This window comes from Microcoleus sp. LAD1_D5 (genome assembly GCF_036702115.1).
Classification (GTDB): Bacteria; Cyanobacteriota; Cyanobacteriia; order Cyanobacteriales; family Microcoleaceae; genus Microcoleus.
This window is the reverse complement of record NZ_JAUBSA010000012.1, coordinates 1-19,535: the sequence shown is the minus strand read 5'-3', so window position 1 is coordinate 19,535 and position 19,535 is coordinate 1. Positions and strand designations below refer to the sequence as shown.

At 45.9% G+C, this 19,535-nt stretch carries 10 protein-coding genes; 6 read left to right on the top strand and 4 right to left on the bottom strand.

Annotated elements, in window-relative coordinates:
- Nucleotides 1–10 precede the first annotated feature (10 nt).
- The gene (gene ntcA / locus QUA70_RS08065; RefSeq protein ID WP_006634020.1) at nucleotides 11–676 is read right to left on the bottom strand and encodes a global nitrogen regulator NtcA; all 666 of its coding nucleotides are present in this window, start codon (nucleotides 674–676) and stop codon (nucleotides 11–13) included.
- Nucleotides 677–1,005: 329 nt separating this feature from the next.
- Here ntcA and fabI point away from each other — a divergent pair, with 329 nt between their 5' ends.
- A complete protein-coding gene (gene fabI / locus QUA70_RS08060) occupies nucleotides 1,006–1,782 on the top strand; it encodes an enoyl-ACP reductase FabI (protein WP_006634022.1) in 777 nt (258 codons plus the stop codon).
- A 207-nt stretch (nucleotides 1,783–1,989) separates the two neighbouring features.
- Nucleotides 1,990–2,631, top strand: a complete 642-nt coding sequence (gene hisB / locus QUA70_RS08055) for an imidazoleglycerol-phosphate dehydratase HisB (RefSeq protein ID WP_445251650.1) — start codon at nucleotides 1,990–1,992, stop codon at nucleotides 2,629–2,631.
- Between the two features lie 289 nt (nucleotides 2,632–2,920).
- Here hisB and QUA70_RS08050 read toward each other — a convergent pair whose 3' ends face one another.
- Nucleotides 2,921–6,130 carry a glycoside hydrolase family 15 protein gene (locus QUA70_RS08050; RefSeq protein ID WP_333348742.1) on the bottom strand — a complete coding sequence of 1,070 codons (3,210 nt, stop codon included), beginning with the start codon at nucleotides 6,128–6,130 and terminating at the stop codon, nucleotides 2,921–2,923.
- 111 nt (nucleotides 6,131–6,241) lie between these two features.
- On the opposite strand from QUA70_RS08050, the gene QUA70_RS08045 reads away from it, so the two are divergent.
- The 4 genes from QUA70_RS08045 (at nucleotide 6,242) to QUA70_RS08030 (ending at nucleotide 12,878) form a co-directional block, all read left to right on the top strand.
- Complete coding sequence (locus QUA70_RS08045) at nucleotides 6,242–6,379, top strand: hypothetical protein (protein ID WP_333242846.1); 138 nt, start codon at nucleotides 6,242–6,244, stop codon at nucleotides 6,377–6,379.
- 202 nt (nucleotides 6,380–6,581) lie between these two features.
- Complete coding sequence (locus QUA70_RS08040; protein WP_333348740.1) at nucleotides 6,582–7,313, top strand: WecB/TagA/CpsF family glycosyltransferase; 732 nt, start codon at nucleotides 6,582–6,584, stop codon at nucleotides 7,311–7,313.
- 292 nt (nucleotides 7,314–7,605) lie between these two features.
- Nucleotides 7,606–9,330 carry an AAA-like domain-containing protein gene (locus QUA70_RS08035; protein WP_333348738.1) on the top strand — a complete coding sequence of 575 codons (1,725 nt, stop codon included), beginning with the start codon at nucleotides 7,606–7,608 and terminating at the stop codon, nucleotides 9,328–9,330.
- On the top strand, nucleotides 9,330–12,878 hold the full coding sequence (locus QUA70_RS08030; RefSeq protein ID WP_333410369.1) for a WD40 domain-containing protein: 3,549 nt from the start codon (nucleotides 9,330–9,332) through the stop codon (nucleotides 12,876–12,878). Before QUA70_RS08035 ends, QUA70_RS08030 begins: the two co-directional genes overlap by 1 nt.
- Before the next feature lie 42 nt (nucleotides 12,879–12,920).
- On the opposite strand, the gene QUA70_RS08025 is transcribed toward QUA70_RS08030, so the two are convergent.
- Nucleotides 12,921–14,963: a caspase family protein gene (locus QUA70_RS08025; protein ID WP_333348732.1), complete on the bottom strand. Its 2,043-nt coding sequence runs from the start codon at nucleotides 14,961–14,963 to the stop codon at nucleotides 12,921–12,923.
- An 89-nt stretch (nucleotides 14,964–15,052) separates the two neighbouring features.
- Entirely contained in the window at nucleotides 15,053–19,141 is a 4,089-nt protein-coding gene (locus tag QUA70_RS08020) for an nSTAND1 domain-containing NTPase (RefSeq protein ID WP_333410367.1), read from the bottom strand.
- Between the last annotated feature and the right edge of the window lie 394 nt (nucleotides 19,142–19,535).

Below are 19,535 nucleotides of genomic sequence, written 5' to 3'. Positions count from 1 at the left end.
CTTCTCGGCATCAAGTGAATTGCTGGCTTAAAGCCACCGGGTTGTGGACTGTGATCTTTTTCTTGTGGATCGAGATCATTGTTTCTTGTCTGAGATCCCCCAGCAAACGAGTTACAGTTACCCGCGTCGAGCCGATCGCTTCGGCGATCGCCTGGTGGGACAGCTTCAAATCTATCGTAATTCCCTCTGTACCGGGTACGCCAAAATCCCGGCACAGAATCAGCAAAAAGCTGACGAGTCTCGAACCCATATCTCGGTGCGCCAGCGTTTCGATCATCATCTCGGTTTGCAAAATCCGAGACGACAGCCCCCGCAGCATCACCATCGACAGTTCCGGGTCTTCCTTGAGCGCTTTCTCGACTTGTTCGATCGGCAGCGAGATCAACTCTACCGGCGTAAAGGCTACCGCGTGGTAAAACCTGTCCGATCGGTGTCCCGTAATCAGAGACAGCACCCCAAATACGCTATTTTCGCGCAGGAGGGCGACTGTAATTTCTTCCCCTGCTTCGTACACCCTGGAGAGCTTCACAGCACCTCTAATGAGAACGTAGACGCGCTCAGCCGGGTCTCCAGGGAAAAAAATTGTCTTGCCCCGTTCAAAGGTTTCCACAATGGGTGGAAACGCCCCGCCGCTGATTTGGCGGAACACGGCTGCTAGCGGTCTATCATGCGTCACGACTAGATCCTTTGTACTAATCAATACTTTATAACTTGTCAATTAACCTTATTGAGTAAATATACTGCCCAACCTCCAATATCCAAGGATTCTGTTACTTCCATCTAATGTTAAGGTAAACACGCACTGTATGATTAAATCTAGCCCTTCTCTTAACTTTTTCAATTCCGCCCCCATGTAGCTCCACAGCAAAATTAATATCAATTGTGTCTCAATTGTGTCTCAATTGTGTCTGAATCAGTTAAAGCTGAATCAGTTGTGTCTAAACTGGCGGGGTTGTCAGATATAGCCAATGAGAACGGTGCAAGTTGCTTTTAGATAAACTACAGATGATAGATTTGACCGGAAAAAATGCTCTTGTTACGGGCATTGCCAACAATCGCTCGATCGCCTGGGGCATCGCTCAGCAGCTCCACAAAGCTGGGGCCAACCTCGGCATAACTTATTTGAAGGACGAGAAAGGCAAGCACGAGCGCAAAGTCGCTGAACTGGTGGAACCGCTCAATCCCAGTCTGTATTTGCCATGCAATGTCCAAGACGAGAGCGAAATTGAGTCTACTTTTCAAACCATCGCCGACAAGTGGGGCAAGTTAGATGTCCTGATCCACTGTCTGGCTTTTGCCGGCAAGGACGAACTTTCGGGAGATTTCACCAACACCTCGCGCCAAGGTTTCTCCAATGCTTTGGATATTAGCGCTTACTCGCTGGTGCGGCTTTGTGCTGCTGCTAAACCCCTGATGGCCGAGGGCGGCAGTATTGTGACCCTGACTTATTTGGGCGGCGTCCGGGTAGTTCCTAATTATAATGTGATGGGAATTGCTAAGGCGGCTTTGGAAATGAATGTTCGCTATCTAGCTGCTGAACTGGGCCCGTTAAATATTCGGGTAAATGCGATTTCTTCTGGCCCGATTCGGACTCTGGCTTCGTCAGCAGTTGGCGGTATTCTGGACATGATCCACCACGTTGAGGAAGTGGCGCCGCTGCGGCGGACGGTGACTCAGCAGGAAGTGGGAAATGCTGCGGCTTTTCTGTGCAGCAATCTCGCTAGCGGGATTACGGGTCAAGTTTTGTATGTCGATGCCGGTTACGAAATCATGGGAATGTAACCGTAGTCGATAATTGTGAGTTATGTAGGGGTGGGTTTAGACAATAAACTTTAACTTTAACAAGTAAGTTTTATGCAAAAGCCTCCCCTTTCGAGAGTTTTGAGTTTTGCATAATTCTCTTAACTAAAAACTTGAGACTCAACACTTATCAACCTGTAAGGTTCAATTACTAATTATCAATAACTAATGAATGACCCATTGCGAATTATGGAGATAATCGATCGCCCTTCTCTTCCTCCTCCGAGTTCAGTTAACGCGATCGCCCGGGCAGCCTTGGTGAAACGCACGACACTAGAAACGGATGTTACTGTCAGCCTGAATCTCGACGGTGTGGGAACTTGCAAGGCGTCTACGGGCATTCCGTTTTTAGACCATATGTTGCACCAGATTGCTTCTCACGGATTGATCGATTTGGACGTGCAGGCGATCGGGGATTTGGAGATTGACGACCACCACACGAACGAAGATGTGGGAATTACCTTAGGCCAAGCCCTGGCAAAAGCTGTCGGGGATCGATCGGGCATTTCTCGCTTCGGGCATTTCATCGCACCTTTGGATGAAGCTTTAATTGAAGTAGTGCTAGATTTTTCGGGACGGCCTCACTTAAGTTACAGCTTGGAAATTCCCAACCAGCGGATCGGCACTTACGATACTGAATTAGTGAGAGAGTTTTTTTCGGCGGTGGTGAACCACACTCAAATGACGCTGCATATTCGACAGTTGCAGGGGGGAAATTCTCATCACATTGTGGAAGCGGCATTTAAAGCATTTGCGCGGGCAATGCGGATGGCGGTGGAAATCGACCCGCGGCGCGCTACTCGGATTCCGAGTTCTAAAGGAGTTTTGTAGTTTGGGGTTTGCAGTTGCGTTTGGGCGCTGCTGCAAACCTGTCATACCATGTCCAGTTAAATAGTTATAATACTTTGCTGATGAGTTGGCAAAGAAAAAACTGAAGTCTGTACTACACAAAGGTTGATCCACACTTTTACTAACCAGCCGCACTCAATCTATCACGACTTACGCAACTGGCACAGTTAGTAAGGTGCGTCAGACCTGAAAACCTCGATAATTGTTAGAAAAATTCATCTGACGCACCCTACAATTCGATTTGATTGTGACACGCTTGCTTGATTTCTGTCTATCCAAACTTCGTCAAGAATCGGAAAGCATCGAGTACATGACTCGCGCAAACGTAAGGCGAAGTGTTGTAAAAAGCTTGCCAAGCCGCCGCTTTATCTTCGTCGTATTTATCGGATCTTTCCGGGTATTTTCCTTGCCAATTCAGACGCACTGCGTGACCCACTAATACATCTAAAACGATATATTCTTCTACTTGCAATTCGGGGTTGCGCTGGGCGATCGCCGCCAACTCCATCAACGCCTCAATATTGACTTGTCGGTATTCCGGGGCGACAATTTTATTCAGTAAATGCTCGATTTGTAGCGCAAAATTCTTTTCGCCTGGGGTCATTTCCGATAAAATGATATGGCTATCTAAGCGATTGCGCCGTTCTAATTTGTCGCCAATTATCAAGCCTTTGCAGTGCCGCAGGAGTCCCCAAACACTCGGATAAAAATCCTTGGGTACGCGATTGACAGTACCTTCCATCTGCCGCTTCCGCCGCCATCCTCCCGCAGGCATTTGGGGTTCTTCGGAAACAGGCGCTACTACCCATTCAATATCTTTTTCCGCCTGTTTGACGCGCAGGGATTCTTGCTGTTTAAGGATTTGATTCATTTCCTCGTATTCTGTCAACACTTGGCGCAGGCGATTTTTGATTTCAAAGGGACTTAGCTGCATTAAATGTTCGTAAGCTTCATTTTGCGTAACTCCCAATTCGCGCGCCAACTCGCTTGTTAACAGCAGAATAAAGTAGCTAACTCTCAGTGTCAGCAAACCTTTAAATAAATGCGGTTCGGCTTTAATTAACAGGCCGAGGTAGATGAGAACTTCTTGAGTTAGAACTCGATCGCGAATATCTTCTCCGCAGAATTGGCGAATTTTGTCCATCACTTCGGTGTAGGAACCGGGGCGCGAAATCACTGAATCTTCGCTGTAGGCTTTACCCACAGCAATCTGCTTTTGTCGCACCAAAATGTCTGTCACCGCATCAGACAAGCTGATATCAACTTTGTCCAGCAAACCTGCGGCATGGCGGATGACGGCCCATTGAATTTTTGATTGCGAACTTTCTCCAGCTTTTGTATAAACTTCGTTGAGCAAATCCACAACTTGTACAGTGGCTTCCGCACCTCCAAATCCTGTATCAAAATTTAATCCTTTGAGTCTAACTAAGGTGTGCAACAACTCAATTTGTTCGTACAAATTTTCTGAATCTCGTAGGCTAGTTAGCAAGAATTGAGTATTAGTTTCGCACTCTAATTTAAATTCTTGCGTGTGACCCAAAGGCCAAGTTTTTTCAGGATTGTAAGTTAGATATAAGCGCGTTTCTACTGCACCTGTCACCGGAGATTCGGTAAATTCAAAGTCGTGCATGAAATCAATTCTTTCGGTGCCAGCAGTCAGCATTAACTGCTTAAGATTTCCGAGTTTAACTGGCGTGTTATTACAGTGTCCATCCCGGAATTCCTTCATTAATTCTAACAACGCCTCCCGGCCAGTTTCCAGCATAGTGTGAGTCAGCATCAGCGTTACCGTAGGGCGTCCCAACTGATACCAGTGGCGGTGAATGTGAGCTATTTCGCTCTTGATTTGAGCTACTAAAAAATGGTAATCTAAAGTTAAGTAAAACTCTTGTCTGTTCAAAAATGAGGGGAGAAATACGATCGCCTCTTCGCGAATTTTGAACACCCGAGAAGTTGTTAAACTCCGCAGACGCCGCACGGGGCGGCCAGTTAAGCCTAATGGGTCGTTACGTCCAATTTGCGTGTAAATAGCTGATAATTCTTTAGTCTGGCGGACTTGAATAGGCTCGACCTGTTTTGGGGTTTGCGCCGCAATGCCGTTAGCAGCTAATTCTGCTTGCAAATCTTCGTCTTCAGCTAACAGTGCAATTTGCACTAAAGGTTCTCTGTGCTGGCCGACTGAAAGGTGCCTTCCCAGCGGGTCGATGTCGCCAACTGCGATTAATCCTTCGTTCAGCAATTGACCGAGAAAATACAAACTTTGCGCCCAAACTAGGGGAATATTTTCATTCGGTAAGCGCTGCTGGCTGCTGGGATTTAGCTTTTCTGCTTCTATATTTTCGGCGGGCACGTAATACAATTCGGGTAGCAGCGGCAAACCCGATCGATCGACTGCTAGAGATTCCAAACGCTGTTGGTACTCTTGCACTTGGGCTTGATTTCCCTGAAATATGCCGTCCAAGAGCAAATAAGTGAAAAATAGCGGCCACTCGCATTCAATGTGCTCGAACTGCCTTAATTCTGTGGGTTCGTAGTGCAGGCGATCGGCATCTTCCAAAACTGTTTGGTGTCCGTCCCGCAGAAACCGCTTGCAGCCGTAATTTCCTTGCAATTTGTCAATAATCTTATTTCGAGTCCGTTCTATTAATTCTCGGTCTTCCACAGCAAAAGCCGGAAAACTAATCACGCTCAATAAAGCCGCATCTACTTCTTTTGAACTAGATTCGCGAGGCAAAAGCGATTCCAAAGTTATACGACTTCGGGCAATTTCGTCTGGCAAAACGTGAATAACAGATGCTTGAGAGCCTTTAATTCCAAACAAATCCAACCCATTTATTGCTTCCAGCGCTGCTTTTGCCATGCCAACTGAACTGGCGTTCAATTCTGCATTGCCGCGATTGATTTTATGGCCTCTTTCCCAAATTCCGTAATCGGGCGTGCGGTACGCTCTACCGATGTAGTAAACTAAATTTTGCACGAAATTGACTTCATCAATTGTAAAAATTACGTGCAGCCCGGAAGCCGTCATTTGAGCAAGAATTAATAAAAATATAGATGTAGCGTCTAACTGTAAATGGCCCCACTCGTCATCACCGACAACAATACTTCCAGTTTGAGTATTGTATTTAGCGTGCAGGGCATCTAGGGGCGACTGAGTATTTTTAAAATGTTCTACTTTGCTCGATTGCTGCATCATCGCAAACAGCAATCCGCGCATCAGTTTGACTGTGCTGTGTTCGAGTTCAAATGTCCGGCCCTGATCGCCATCAACTTTGCGGTAAGCTAAACCCAAACCCCAAACTGCGAGAATGCTGTACACGTTGTCGCGCACCCAGGCATCAGTGTAGTCGCCGTGGGCGTTAACGGCGGTACTCGCCGGCAGCAAACCGGTAATTGGGTTCTGGCGCTTGAGGATGACGGTTTTGATTTGCTGGTAGTAATAATCTAACCTGGTTTGCCGCTGAGTTGTTGCGATCGCCATTTCGTTTTCCTTGTTGTTCCTGATGCGAGCCGAATTGCGGTGAATAGACTTTTAAATATATCAGAGTTTAGATTATTTCTCAAGTTTTGCAAATACAACAAGGTAATTGCCATGTCTAGCCGCAACAACAATAACAACAGCGTTCCTTTCGTAAAAATTGTCTACTCTACAGTCAAAATTAATGGTAAAATTGAGCTAGTACCGATGGAATGGTACGCAGACGGCTCTGTCAAAAAAATCGAACACTAATGCTCGATCGCACTTTGCAGCCTAACTCTAATGAACTGGCGCGCCGCGTACAAAAAACCCGGTTTCTGGGCCACGGAATGATGACTTAACAGAATCTTTGTGGCACAAACCGGGTTTTTTGCGTCCAAAAGTGGTCTAGCATCGATCGCCAATCTCAGCTAATTTAAATAACTAGGTGTGTAGGAATCTCAAAGAAAAAAATATGGATCGATCGCAGCCGCAATTTTCAGTGCTGGGACTACCAGTTCACATATTAGATGATTATGCAGGTTGGCTGATGCAGCGCCTGCATCAAGGGTTAGGAAGTCACGTCGTGACGCTGAATGCTGAAATGGCGATGCAAGCCGAGCAAAATCAGGCTTTAGCAGATGTAATCCGCAAAGCGGAACTGGTGATTCCCGACGGTTCGGGAGTGGTGCTGTACTTGCGGCTGCGTGGCAAACCGGCACAGCGCTATCCGGGGATTGAATTAGCAGAATCGCTGCTGCAACAAGCCGGAAAATTGCCTGATTCGGAACCACTATTTTTCTTTGGAGGTTCCCCCGGAGTAGCGGCTGCTGCGGCCCAAACTTGGCAGCAAAAGGTTAACGGATTGTCGATTGCTTCTCAACACGGTTATCTTTCCGCAGATGAAGAGAAAGACTTCCGTGAAAGCCTCAAAAAAATGCAGCCCAAACTGATTTTTGTCGGCTTGGGAGTGCCGCGCCAAGAGTTTTGGATTGCCGAACACCGACACCTTTGTCCTCAGTCAATTTGGGTGGGAGTTGGCGGCAGTTTCGATATTTGGGCGGGAACAAAAACCCGCGCGCCGGCTTGGTTTTGCGACAATCATTTAGAATGGCTGTATCGGCTTTATCAAGAACCTTGGCGGTGGCGCAGGATGTTGGCTTTGCCACAATTTGCATTGAAGGCTTTGGGAGATTTTCGAGGGTAAAAGTTCCCACTAGAATCGGGTTTACGGGAGTTATGGCTGATATTGCCGATCGCGCGTGAACCCGCCGCTACAATAATTGTGGTTAATTTACGTGACATGATACAGTATATTCCCGTAGAGCTGCTAAACTTAATCTAGTAAGTAGATCGGCATGAAAAAACAATAATATCTTGTACGGGCGATCGCGAGCCAATATCTATAAAAGCCCGCAGCAAAGCCTTGTCCTCTTCACTAGATATTCTTGGGGCCCAAAGGGAGTAATAGCGAATCACCTTTAGTCAAAGTCCCATTTATGAGTAGTTCCCCAAGAAAGAAAAAAACTATCTTGTTTTTGGCAGCTAACCCCAAAAACTCCACGCCCCTGCGCTTAGGTAAAGAGGTTCAAGAAATTGCCGATGGGTTGCAACGTTCTAAAAAGCGTGACAAATTTCAACTGGAGCAACAGTGGGCGGTGACACCCAGAGAAATGCAACGAGCAGTCTTAGATTTTAATCCAGAAATTGTCCATTTTTCCGGACATGGGGCAGGAGAAGGCGGGTTAGCCCTTGAAGATGACACAGGACAAATTAAGCTGGTGAATGCAAAAGCATTAGCCGGCCTCTTTAAACTGTTTCAGGATCAAGTAGAGTGTGTGGTACTAAACGCTTGTTATTCAGAAGTGCAAGCCAAAGCCATCGCTGCCCATATTCCTTATGTGATTGGCATGAACCAAGCCGTCGGTGATAATGCTGCCAGAGAATTCGCAGTAGGATTTTATGACGCATTGGGTGCCGGTAGAACTGTCGAATTCGCCTATGAATGGGGTTGTACCAGTATTAGTATGGCCGGCATTCCTGAAGAACTGACGCCGGTATTGAGGACAAAGCCTGAGTCTCCTGTAGAGACAACAGTGGAAGGGAGAGAGGCTTTAGATGCAGCAGTGAGCGAGAATGTGGAAGATCCACCTGTTGCGGTTGAAAATACCCGATCCATCACCTCACCGGCCATTTCAATTTCCAACTTAGATAACCCAGAAGGTTCTGTTAGCTTAGATTGTCAGCTATATATCGATCGTCCTCCCATCGAATCCGACTGCTACCAAACCATTCTCAAACCAGGAGCTTTGATCCGAGTAAAAGCACCTCGTCAAATGGGAAAAACCTCTTTATTACAGCGCATTCTGCACCAGGCAAGAGAACAAGGACATAACACTGCGTATTTAAACTTTCAATCTGCTGATGCAAGTTTTCTTACCAATCTTGATGAGCTGTTGCAGTGGTTCTGTGGCGACATCACCAATGAATTGAACTTAGAATATCGAGTAGCAGACTACTGGAAACAAGGCATGGGGAGCAAGCAAAAATGCGGCAACTATTTTCAGCGCTATCTGTTGGCTACCATTACTTCCCCCTTAACTTTGGGATTGGATGAAGTCGATCAAGTTTTTCAGTATCCCGAAATTGCCCAAGAATTCTTTGGTTTGCTGCGGGCGTGGCATGAAAAAGGGAAGAATGAACAAGCTTGGAAAAAACTACGTTTAGTTATTTCCCATTCCAAAGAAGTTTATATTCCCCTCAATATTAACCAGTCGCCGTTTAACGTGGGTTTACCGATTGAGTTGCCAGAATTTAATCATACACAAATTTTTGAATTAGTACAAAACCACAAACTAAATTGGTCAAGTTCTGACATAGAAAAGCTGATAGGAATGGTAGATGGGCATCCTTACCTTTTAAGAAAAGGTCTCTATGAAATTGCTCGCGGTTCCTTAGATTTAGAACAGTTTTTACAGATTGCACCGACTGAAGAAGGCATTTTCGGGGATCACTTACGCCGGCATCTACTTAACCTTACCGCTGATGCAAATTTAGAAGCAGCGATGAAACAAGTGATCGCAAGTTCCAATCCGGTACGATTAGAACCCAATCAAGCCTTTAAACTTCGCAGTATGGGTTTAGTGAAACTGCGGGGAAATGATGTCATTCCTCTGTGCAATCTCTACCGGCTTTATTTTAAAGATCGCTTGGGAGTTCGTTAATGAATGATAAACCCGATCTAGATTATGAATATCAAGTGGGTGGAAGTCTGCCGGTTGATGCACCCACCTATGTCAAAAGAAAAGCGGATCGAGATTTTTATCAAGGATTAAAAGCCGGAGAATTTTGTTACGTCCTTAACTCGCGGCAGATGGGAAAATCGAGCTTGCGGGTGCAGACAATGGCAAAATTGCAGCAAGAAGGATTTGCCTGTGCTGCGGTTGATATTACGTCAATTGGCACGTCAGATATTACGGCAGAAGAGTGGTATTTTGGCATCATTGACTCGCTGGTGAATAGCTTTGAGCTTTACAATCATTTTGATTCTTACGATTGGTGGACAAATCACGATTTAGTCTCTCCTGTTCAACGGTTCAGCAAGTTTATCGGAGAAGTCTTGCTGAAATTTATTGATGAATCTATTGTAATATTTGTTGATGAAATTGATAGTGTATTGGCTTTGCCATTTAATATAGACGACTTTTTTGCGCTAATTCGAGACTGTTTCAACCAACGCGCAGATAAACCAGACTATAAGCGGTTAATCTTTGCTTTGATTGGGGTCGCAGCGCCTTCTGATTTGATCAGTAATCACATTCGCACTCCGTTTAATATCGGGCGGGCGATTGAGTTAACCGGCTTTCAATTAACAGAAGCGCAACCTTTGGCAGTGGGGCTAGAAACTCAAGCAGAAAATTCGCGAGCATTGTTAGAAGCAGTTTTATATTGGACGGGTGGGCAGCCATTCTTAACGCAAAAAGTTTGTAAAATACTGCTCAATCAGGCCAAATCTGCCTCAATTCAAAATCCTGAGGAGTGGGTTAAAAACTTAGTTCAAGAAAAGGTAATTAAGAATTGGGAAGGACAGGATGAACCAGAGCATTTAAAGACCATTCGAGATCGGATTTTACGCAGCGAACAACGGGCAAGTCGGCTGTTGGGGCTATATCAGCAAATTTTACAGCACAATGAGATAGAGGCTGATGATACGGCTGAACAAATGGAACTGCGTCTCACAGGTTTAGTCGTTAAGCAAGCAGCTAAAATTAAAGTTTACAACCCTATTTATCAAGCAGTTTTTAACCGGGATTGGGTAGAAAAACAATTAGCAAATCTCAGACCCTATAGCGAAAGCTTTAAAGTTTGGATTGAGTCTGAGTGCCAAGATGAATCGCGGCTGTTGCGGGGTCAGGCATTGCAAGAGGCTCAAACCTGGGCAGCCGGCAAAAGTTTGAGTGATTTAGATTATCAGTTTTTAAATGCCGGCAGGGAACTCCAACGACAGGAAGTTGAACGAGATCTAGAAGCACAGAGACAAGCCAATCAACTTTTGACTAAGGCGAATCAGACACTCACTCAAGCCCAGCAAAAAGCACGAAAAATTACAGTTGTGACTTCTGGTTTTGCTGGGGTTGCTGTGTTAGTGGCAGTAGTAGCTTTTATGTTTGCTAGGAACAAAGTCGGACAAATTGAAAAGGTAGCAGATGTAATACTAACAAGTGCCTCTTCAAAAGACTATTTAGCTTCTGGACAAACTTTTCAAGCCCTGTTGGAAGCAGTGCAGGCGGGGCAAGCATTTAAACAACTCGATGCTTCAGTCGAAACTACAAGAAATATTAATAGACAAGTGATGGCTGCACTGCAACCAGCAGTTTACCAAGTCAAAGAGCGCAATAGTTTGGAAGAACATCGCAGTTTTGTCTATAGCGTCGCCTTTAGTCCCGATCGCAAAACCTTAGCTTCTGCAAGCTGGGACAACACCATCAAACTGTGGAATCTGCAAAGCCAAAAACCCATCGCCACCCTCACCGGCCATAGCGATTCGGTCAGGAGTGTCGCCTTTAGCCCAGATGGCAAAACCTTGGCGACCGCAAGCGATGACAAGACGATTAAACTGTGGGATCTGCAAAGCCAAAAAGAACTCGCCACCCTCAAGGGCCATAGCGATTCGGTCAATAGTGTTGCCTTTAGCCCAGATGGCAAAACCTTGGCGACCGCAAGCGATGACAAGACGATTAAACTGTGGGATCTGCAAAACCAAAAAGAACTCGCCACCCTCACCGGCCATAGCAATTCGGTCAATAGTGTCGCCTTTAGCCCAGATGGCAAAACCTTGGCGACCGCCAGCGATGACAAGACGATTAAACTGTGGAACCGGCAAAGCCAAAAACCCATTGCCACCCTGGCCGGCTATCAGGATTCGGTCAATAGTGTCGCCTTTAGCCCAGATGGCAAAACCTTAGCTTCCGCTAGCAGTGACAAGACTCTCAAACTGTGGAGCCTGCAAACCCAAAAACTCATCGCCACGCTCATCGGCCATAGCAATTGGGTCAATAGTGTCGTCTTTAGCCCAGATGGCAAAACCTTGGCTTCTGCTGGCCGTGACAAGACGATTAAACTGTGGAACCGGCAAAGCGCAGAACTCACCGCCACCCTCACCGGCCATAGCAATTGGGTCAATAGTGTCGCCTTTAGCCCAGATGGCAAAACCTTGGCTTCTGCCAGCAGTGACAACACCATCAAACTGTGGAACCGGCAAAGCCCAGAACCCATCCCCACCCTCACCGGCCATCGCAATGAGGTCTGGAGTGTCGCCTTTAGTCCAGATGGCAAAACCTTGGCGACCGCAAGCCGTGACAACACCATCAAACTGTGGGATTTGCAAACCCAAAAACCGATTGCCACCCTCACCGGCCATAGCGATTGGGTCAGTAGCGTCGCCATCAGTCCGGATGGCAAAACTTTGGCGTCTGCAAGCAGAGACAAGACCATCAAACTGTGGGATCTGCAAAGCCAAAAAGAACTCGCCACCCTCAAGGGCCATAGCGATTGGGTCTATAGTGTCGCCTTTAGCTCAGATAGCAAAACCTTGGCAACTGCTAGCGGTGACAAGACGCTCAAACTGTGGAACAGGCAAAGCCAAAAACTCATCGCCACTTTCATCGGCCCTCGCCAAGAGGTCATGAGTGTCGCCTTTAGTCCAGATGGTAAAACCTTAGCTTCTGCTAGCAGAGACGACACCATCAAACTGTGGAACCTGCAAAGCCAAAAATCCATCGCCACTCTTTTCGGCCATAGCAATTCAGTCTATAGTGTCGCCTTTAGCCCAGATGGCAAAACCTTGGCAACTGCTAGCGGTGACAACACCATCAAACTGTGGGATCTGCAAGCCCAAAAAGAGATGGCCAGCCTCACTGGCCATAGCAATTTGGTCTATAGTGTCGCCTTTAGCCCAGATGGCAAAACCTTGGCAACTGCTAGCGGTGACAACACCATCAAACTGTGGGATCTGCAAAGCCAAAAGGAGATCGCCACGCTCACCGGCCATCGCAAATCGGTCATTAGGGTCGCCTTTAGCCCAGATGGCAAAACCTTGGCTTCTGCAAGCGCCGACAGCACCATCAGACTATGGACTTGGGATTTTGATCAACTGATGGCATTAGGCTGCGAGTCAATAAGTGATTATCTCAAAAACAACCCGAAAGTGACAGCAGAGGATAAACAGATGTGTTCTGATTACCTCAACCAAAAGTCAATCAAAAAGGACTAGGCAAGAACAGCCCGCCAGCAAAATGCGCGCACGACTTTTTTGTCACCTCAGCACATATTCCACCTTTTCCGTCGTCCATTCATTACTCGCTTTAGTTACAACCTCCCCCTTTCGCCTTTGTAACTCTTGGTCTAAAGCTGGCAATTCCCACAAGTGATAATTCGTTGCATTCACAGTCGCAAATACCTTTATTACATTTACTGCCTCCCCATAATTTTCTTGCAATGACAGTTTGAGTGTTTCTGTTATTCTTTGTCCGGGTTTTACAACTTCATAATCCGCACCTTTGGGATAGATTTGTGAAATACTAAAATCTTCATTAAAGATCAAGGCAGTGATATTTAATGTTCGATTGGTAGATTCATTGTGAATTAGTAATGTGACATCTTCTGCACCATTTTCTAATACAGGAACGTTACCATCAGCATTCAAAACCACAATTTGCCGTTTGACTGATTTAACCAATTCAACCTTAAGTTTGCCATTTAAGGGAGAAAAAGCATCTTCATTATCCAACTCCAAACAATTTTGGTATATGGTAATATGGATTAAGCGATTAATTAGCTTTTTAGCTGCTTCAGGTGCATCAACTTTGATCGGAAAAAGAACATTTTTGATATGTTCTTTATTCGCGTCTAAAATTAAATATTCTCCTTGAGAATTCACGGAAACAAAATAATTCACATTCTCATCTTTTTCGGTTTCTGGACAGAATTCTATCCAGCTATGATTTTCAACTTCCTCTTTTGTAGTTTCGAGTACACCAGGAAGTGATGACACATCTACACCAGGAATTTGCGGTATTGGTGAAGGCAGAAGAATCCGAACTTTGCGAATTTGTTCCAACGGTGGCCCTACATAGACAGCAGGTGAACCTATTTCAATTATTCCTTCTCTTAATTTAGGATGGAGTTCTCGGGTTCTAAATTCGTTGTGTAGCATCGTTACTTCTGCCCAACAGTCGGATGCTCCCACCTCTACAACTTTAACGGTAGCAATTCGCTGTTCGCTGTCCTCAAAATTCCGCGCCCCGAATCGAAAAATATCGAATTCTGCCCCTTTTTTAAGGCCGCTAGCTTCACCCATTTGCAATTGGACTCGGTTTTTGGTAATATCTACTTTCATCACCGGAGCGTTACGGCTAGCAACGACAGATTGACCGCCCAAAAAAGAGCGATTTGTCTCGCCTATCAACATCGGTGTTTGTCGTTCAAAGTCATTGTGAACTAGATTAGAAATGCGATCGTATAAGTTGTTGACAGGAATCTCTGTCCCGTATTCTCGCAAAGTTTTTAGTAAATAATAAGTTAAAGCGCCGTTGCGTTCCGTCCCTTCAAAAACCTTTTCATAAGCTAATTCCTGATCCCGACAAGCGGCTATTAAGGTATAACCTTTCGGTTCGGGTAACAAACCATTGACAACGGTAATATTGCGGCTATTTTCTGTTGAAGTTTGCCAATTTTGTGCTAATTCCTGAAGAGGTGCGACTAAACTATCTGTAGGTCGAAGAGTCATATCAATAAAACCTTCACCGCGAATCCGGTCATCTCCGCTCATTTCTCTAGTTGCGCCACCGGAATGACAGCTATCGAGTACGAGGGTTACAACTAACTCTTTTGCCACCATTTCTTCCAGGAGTTTGGCAAATTCCAAATCTCGCAAATAGCGTGAGTGTGGTTGACCGATATCGCAGGGAACTAAGGCTTCATCTAAACCCATAGAACCCTTGACATCTTCAAAAATTGTTTTCGCCCGTCCGCCGTGACCGGAGTAGTGAATATATACTCGGTCTTGAGGTTGGGCTTTGGCGGTTAGTTCTTTGAATTTGGCGACGATATTTTCATAAGTTGGTAGGATTTCCGGGGGTTCTTGGGGTTGGTTGGGATTGTCGGAAGCAGTCGCAGTGAGTTTAATAATTTGGTCGGGTGTGAGGGTGAAGGTGTCTTTTAAATAGGTTTCGACGTGGTTGATATCTTGAACGCATCCTCGCAAGTTTTTGTAGTAGTTACCTTCAGGTAAGCGATGGGGGAAGTAGAAATTGATGCCGATGAGGAGGGCGTAGAAGTTGGGGGTTTGGTTTGTCATGGTTGTTGGTGGGTAAGGAGTTTGGGAAAAGTTTGATTTTTATATGGGAGTGAGGTTGAGTTTTTTATGCAGTTTTCAATCTAAAAGTCTTAAAGCTTTTTGCATAAATCTTTGTCAATTTCCAGGGCATCTGCATCATTAGGATTAGGTATCAGGTAATTGTCTATGAAATTGCATCCTTCCTTAACTAAATAATCAAAATCCCACCGCCACAGTTTCACTGTCTTGTCATCACTGCCAGTAGCTAGCAGCTTGCCATTGGGGCTGAAACTGACCGCCAAAACCGGGTTTGTATGTCCGCTGAGGGTTTTAATTTCTTTGCCAGTGGTGGTATCCCACAGTTTCACGGTCTTGTCATCACTGCTAGTTGCCAGCAGCTTGCCATCGGGGCTGAAACTGACCGCATAAACCCAGCTTGTATGTCCGCTGAGGGTTTTAATTTCTTTGCCAGTGGTGGTATCCCACAGTTTCACGGTCTTGTCAGCACTGCCAGTGGACAGCAGCTTGCCATCGGGGCTGAAACTGATAGCATTAACCGGGTTTGTATGTCCGGTGAGGGTTTTAATTTCTTTGCCAGTGGTGGTATCCCACAGTTTCACGGTGTTGTCAGCACTGCCAGTGGACAGCAGCTTGCCATCGGGGCCGAAACTGACCGCCACAACCCAGTTTGTATGTCCGGTGAGGGTTTTAATTTGTTTGCCAGTGGCGGTATCCCACAGTTTCACGGTGTTGTCAGCACTGCCAGTGGCCAGCAGCTTGCCATTGGGGCTGAAACTGACAGCTAAAACCTGGTTTGTATGTGCGGTGAGGGTTTTAATTTGTTGGCCAGTGGTGGTATCCCACAGTTTCACGGTGTTGTCAACACTGCCAGTGGCCAGCAGCTTGCCATTGGGGCTGAAACTGACAGCTAAAACCTGGTTTGTATGTGCGGTGAGGGTTTTAATTTGTTGGCCAGTGGTGGTATCCCACAGTTTCACGGTGTTGTCAGCACTGCCAGTGGACAGCAGCTTGCCATCGGGGCTGAAACTGACACCCCAAACCGAATTTGTATGTCCGGTGAGGGTTTTAATTTCTTTGCCAGTGGTGGTATCCCACAGTTTCACGGTCTTGTCATCACTGCTAGTTGCCAGCAGCTTGCCATCGGGGCTGAAACTGACACCCCAAACCGAGTTTGTATGTCCGGTGAGGGTTTTAATTTCTTTGCCAGTGGTGGTATCCCACAGTTTCACGGTCTTGTCATCACTGCTAGTTGCCAGCAGCTTGCCATCGGGGCTGAAACTGACACCCCAAACCGAGTTTGTATGTCCGGTGAGGGTTTTAATTTCTTTGCCAGTGGTGGTATCCCACAGTTTCACGGTCTTGTCATCACTGCTAGTTGCCAGCAGCTTGCCATCGGGGCTGAAACTGACCGCATAAACCCAGCTTGTATGTCCGCTGAGGGTTTTAATTTCTTTGCCAGTGGTGGTATCCCACAGTTTCACGGTTTTGTCAGCACTGCCAGTGGCCAGCAGCTTGCCATCGGGGCTGAAACTGACACCCCAAACCGAGCTTGTATGTCCGGTGAGGGTTTTAATTTCTTTGCCAGTGGTGGTATCCCACAGTTTCACGGTCTCGTCAGCACTGCCAGTGGCCAGCAGCTTGCCATCGGGGCTGAAACTGACAATATTAACCGAGTTTGTATGTCCGCTGAGGGTTTTAATTTCTTTGCCAGTGGAGGTATCCCACAGTTTCACGGTCTTGTCATCACTGCTAGTTGCCAGCAGCTTGCCATCGGGGCTGAAACTGACAATATTAACCGAGTCTGTATGCCCGCTGAGGGTTTTAATTTGTTGGCCGGTGGCGGTATCCCACAGTTTCACTGTCTTGTCACGACTGGCAGTGGCCAGCAGCTTGCCATTGGGACTGAAACTGACACGATTAACCGAGTTCGCGTGTCCGCCCAAAGTATTTGGTGCTGCCACATTAGAAACTGTATTTAATAATGACAATTCTACGTAGGTCTGGGTATTAGCATCTACCCAAGGTGTACGTCGCATTTGCACAACGGCTTTTAAACTTGTTTTGAGAGCTTTAGTCCCATCTAAATTTAAAAGCCCGTCGGAATATTGAGCCAGAGAATTAATTTCATTAATTGCCGCACGCCACCAACCAACACCGGCTATTCCTGCTAAACCCAAAGCTATCACCGAAAAGCTACTTAGCCCAATAATTGTCAGTCGCCTCCTGCGTTCCTGTTGCTGTTTCTCCCTATCCCGTTCTTTAACGCTAACCTGAATAAAATCTCGTTCCTCCTGCGTCATTTCATCGGCACGTTGACGCAACCAATCTTCCGCCACAGTCAACGGCGCACCCCGCAACATTGCCCCAGAGTCATGGTTGTTATTTTTCCACTCGCGTAACGCCACCTTCAGCCGTTCTTGCCAAGTCCGAAACTGACGGTTAGCATTTATCCACTCGCGGAGAGTTCCCCATTGCCGAATTAGGGTTTCATGCACCAATTCTACGGTATCTTCCTGTTCTTGCCGTCCCGTCACTACCAAACGCGCTTGATATCCAGCTAAATAACTGACCAAATTCCAGTTATCTTCCCCCACTTCCGCACGGCTAGCAACGCGCCTGGTATCCTCCGTTCCTTCCCCCGGACGCACTAATTGCACAAATATTCGCTGTGCCTGTTTTTTCTCGGTTTCGCTCAGTTGTTGATAAACCTGTTCGGCATGATTAGCAATTGCTTTTTTCACCCCGCCAATTTCTTCATAAGCTTGGTGAGTTAATTCTCGGTTTATTTGCTTTTCCCATAACCGAGTTAAAGCAAATTCTAATAACGGTAAATTCCCCGGTTCTTCCCCCACATCATCGAGAATGCGTTGGGTTAGTTGCGGTTCTAACTGTACTTCCAATTTTTGAGCGGGTAATTCAATAGCTGCCTGTAATTCTTCCCGCTTCATGGAACTGAGTAACTGCGGTGTACATTCTTGCAACGCATTCCGCAACGGACGATAAGAAAGCACATAGCCGTAAAAATCAGCCCGTAAAGTCAAAACCAATCTAATATTTTCTTGAGCAATCGCCGTTAGTAACCCATCCGCAAACCTTTCCTGTTCTTCCTTCACTTGACAAAGTGTGTACAGTTCCTCAAACTGGTCGGCAACTAACAATAACCGTTTACCTGGGTTACGTGCCAAAATGCGAGATACCACCTGCTGCAAAGTGATCCTACCATTTCGCAAATCACCTGCTAGCCCCATTGTTTCTCGCAGTTTTTGAGTTTCACCTGCTTCTGGTTCTAATTGCCGCACCAAGGCAAAAGCTAACGGCTCAAAGGGTTCTTTTCCCGGACGGAAAGTTTCAATTAACCAGTTTCCCTCTTTTCGCAATTGGGGAATTAATCCCGCATACACCACAGAAGATTTACCGCTGCCACTTGGCCCAACCACTACTACCAACGGTTGTTTGTGCGTTACTTCTACTAAATTACTGACAAATTTCTCCTGTCCGAAAAAGAAGTCGGCATCTTCTTCCCCAAAGGCAGATAATCCTTGGTAAGGATTGGGCGGAATCACATCTTCAACAGCAATTACACCCTGAGCAATCGGAGCATCAATTAAATTCTTTTTCTTGAAAACAGGAGTTTCATGCTCTCGGAAACTCATCATCTGCGAGCAACCTAAGTCGTAGGCTTCTTCTAACGTATATCCAGCAGCGATCGCATCATAAAAGCCCACGGCAAAAGCAACGGCTGCTTTATCTCCCACGGCTCGATTCATGCCAATGACATAATTAACGTATTGACTAATTGCCTCTGCCTGTACTTCGGAATAACAAGCATTGAGAATTACACAATCTACACCTTTTTTGGCAAACAATTTAAACATACTGGCAAGGGCGTTTGTCTGCACCAGCGCCATTTTTCCGGTATCATCTTCTAGGACAATTCCATCTTCTCCAGCACCATGCCCGCAAAAGTGGACAATATGAGGTTGATAATCTAAGATAGCCCGGTAAAAATCACGGGAACGCACTGCCCATTTTTGTTCTAATTTATACAGTTCTCGTTTATTTGCCCTTCGCAATCCTTCGTCAATTTCCCGGATCTCTTGCTCCAATCGCAGGGGAACGGTATTGGTGGGATTGGCTGCCAGAATCAGAATTGTTTTGACTGGGGTGTTGTTAGTCATGGGTTCAGGAATTGCTCTGGTTTTCTGGAGCTTTTACCTTTGTTTGCTTAAGGAGATTTCTTTTACTTAAACGGGTAAAGGTATTTCTATTACTATACAGTTCAGTCTTAGTATCAATAGTCCGGACAGTTTTTATATGGCCCAATGGCTTATTCTCGCTTGACTTTGAGTCACTGCGGATAATTAAATCGATCTCAGCTCCACCCCTGACGCGGCATTTAATTCGACTTTTTTATGATTCTTGCCCTGTAAAGCTTATAGTATCGTTCCAAAAACTGTCCGGAGTATTGTTAGTATACTAAGCGGGCAATAAAATCGGGAGCATCCCGCTTTTTAACTAAGCATACCTACCCATTTTAATCTCATTATTTAAATATGCACATCTGAGTCTTAA

Coding starts and splice junctions, on each gene's coding strand:
- QUA70_RS08040 (WP_333348740.1), top strand. CDS start 6,582: ATGGATCGATCGCAGCCGCAATTTTCAGTGCTGGGACTACCAGTTCAC.
- QUA70_RS08025 (WP_333348732.1), bottom strand. CDS start 14,963: ATGACAAACCAAACCCCCAACTTCTACGCCCTCCTCATCGGCATCAAT.
- fabI (WP_006634022.1), top strand. CDS start 1,006: ATGATAGATTTGACCGGAAAAAATGCTCTTGTTACGGGCATTGCCAAC.
- QUA70_RS08050 (WP_333348742.1), bottom strand. CDS start 6,130: ATGGCGATCGCAACAACTCAGCGGCAAACCAGGTTAGATTATTACTAC.
- hisB (WP_445251650.1), top strand. CDS start 1,990: ATGGAGATAATCGATCGCCCTTCTCTTCCTCCTCCGAGTTCAGTTAAC.
- QUA70_RS08020 (WP_333410367.1), bottom strand. CDS start 19,141: ATGACTAACAACACCCCAGTCAAAACAATTCTGATTCTGGCAGCCAAT.
- QUA70_RS08035 (WP_333348738.1), top strand. CDS start 7,606: ATGAGTAGTTCCCCAAGAAAGAAAAAAACTATCTTGTTTTTGGCAGCT.
- QUA70_RS08030 (WP_333410369.1), top strand. CDS start 9,330: ATGAATGATAAACCCGATCTAGATTATGAATATCAAGTGGGTGGAAGT.
- QUA70_RS08045 (WP_333242846.1), top strand. CDS start 6,242: ATGTCTAGCCGCAACAACAATAACAACAGCGTTCCTTTCGTAAAAATT.